This window comes from Streptomyces sp. SM1, assembly GCF_002910825.1.
Classification (GTDB): Bacteria; Actinomycetota; Actinomycetes; order Streptomycetales; family Streptomycetaceae; genus Streptomyces; species Streptomyces okerensis.
The window spans coordinates 1-994 of the sequence record NZ_NEUB01000013.1; the positions used below are offsets into that span (position 1 = coordinate 1).

Genomic DNA, 994 nt, shown 5'->3' on the forward strand with positions numbered 1-994 from the left:
GCCGTCCTGCCGGACGGACGGGCCGTGGCCCGCGCCGACGCGGCGCTCACCGCGCTGCTGGGGGAGGGACGGCACGCGGTCCTCACCGCGGACGCCGGGCCGGAGAAGCGGTACGCGCAGTGGCTCGCGGTGCGGCGCGGATCCGTACGGGCCGTCATCGGGACCCGGGCGGCGATGTTCGCGCCGGTGCGGGACCTCGGACTCGTCGCCGTCTGGGACGACGGCGACGACAGCCACAGCGAGCAGCACGCCCCGCAGCCGCATGCCCGTGAGGTGCTGCTGCTGAGGGCCGCCCAGGACAGGTGTGCCTTCCTGCTGGGCGGCTGGAGCTGCACCGTGGAGGCCGCCCAGCTCGTGGAGACCGGCTGGGCCCGGCCGCTGGTCGCCACCAGGGAGCGGGTCCGGGCCGCGGCGCCGCTGGTACGGACCGTGGGCGACCAGGACCTCGCGCGGGACGAGGCCGCCCGTGCGGCGCGGCTGCCGACGCTCGCCTGGCAGGCCGTCAGGGAGGGACTGCGGCACGGACCGGTGCTCGTCCAGGTCCCCCGGCGGGGATACGTGCCGCGGATGGCGTGCGCCGGCTGCCGGGCTCCGGCCCGGTGCCGGCACTGCTCGGGGCCGCTGGAGGCGCAGGGGTCCGACGATCTGCGGTGCGGATGGTGCGGGCGCGGGGAGAGCGGCTGGCACTGTCCGGAGTGCGGCGGGTTCCGGCTGCGGGCGCAGGTGGTGGGGGCGCGGCGGACGGCGGAGGAACTGGGCCGGGCCTTTCCCGCCGTACCGGTACGGACCTCGGGGCGCGAGCACGTGCTGGACACGGTGCCGGGGACGCCCGCGCTGGTGGTGAGCACGCCCGGGGCGGAACCGGTGGCCGAGGGCGGGTACGCGGCGGCGCTGCTGCTGGACGGGTGGGCCATGGTGGGCCGGCCCGATCTGCGTTCGGGGGAGGACGCGCTGCGCCGCTGGATCGGCGCGGCGGCGCTGGTCCGTCCGCAGC

1 pseudogene is annotated in these 994 nt (G+C 78.2%); it reads left to right on the forward strand.

Annotation, left to right across the window (positions count from 1 at the left end):
- Window positions 1-994 (forward strand): annotated as a pseudogene (locus B9S61_RS00115) (primosome assembly protein PriA); the annotation flags it as partial.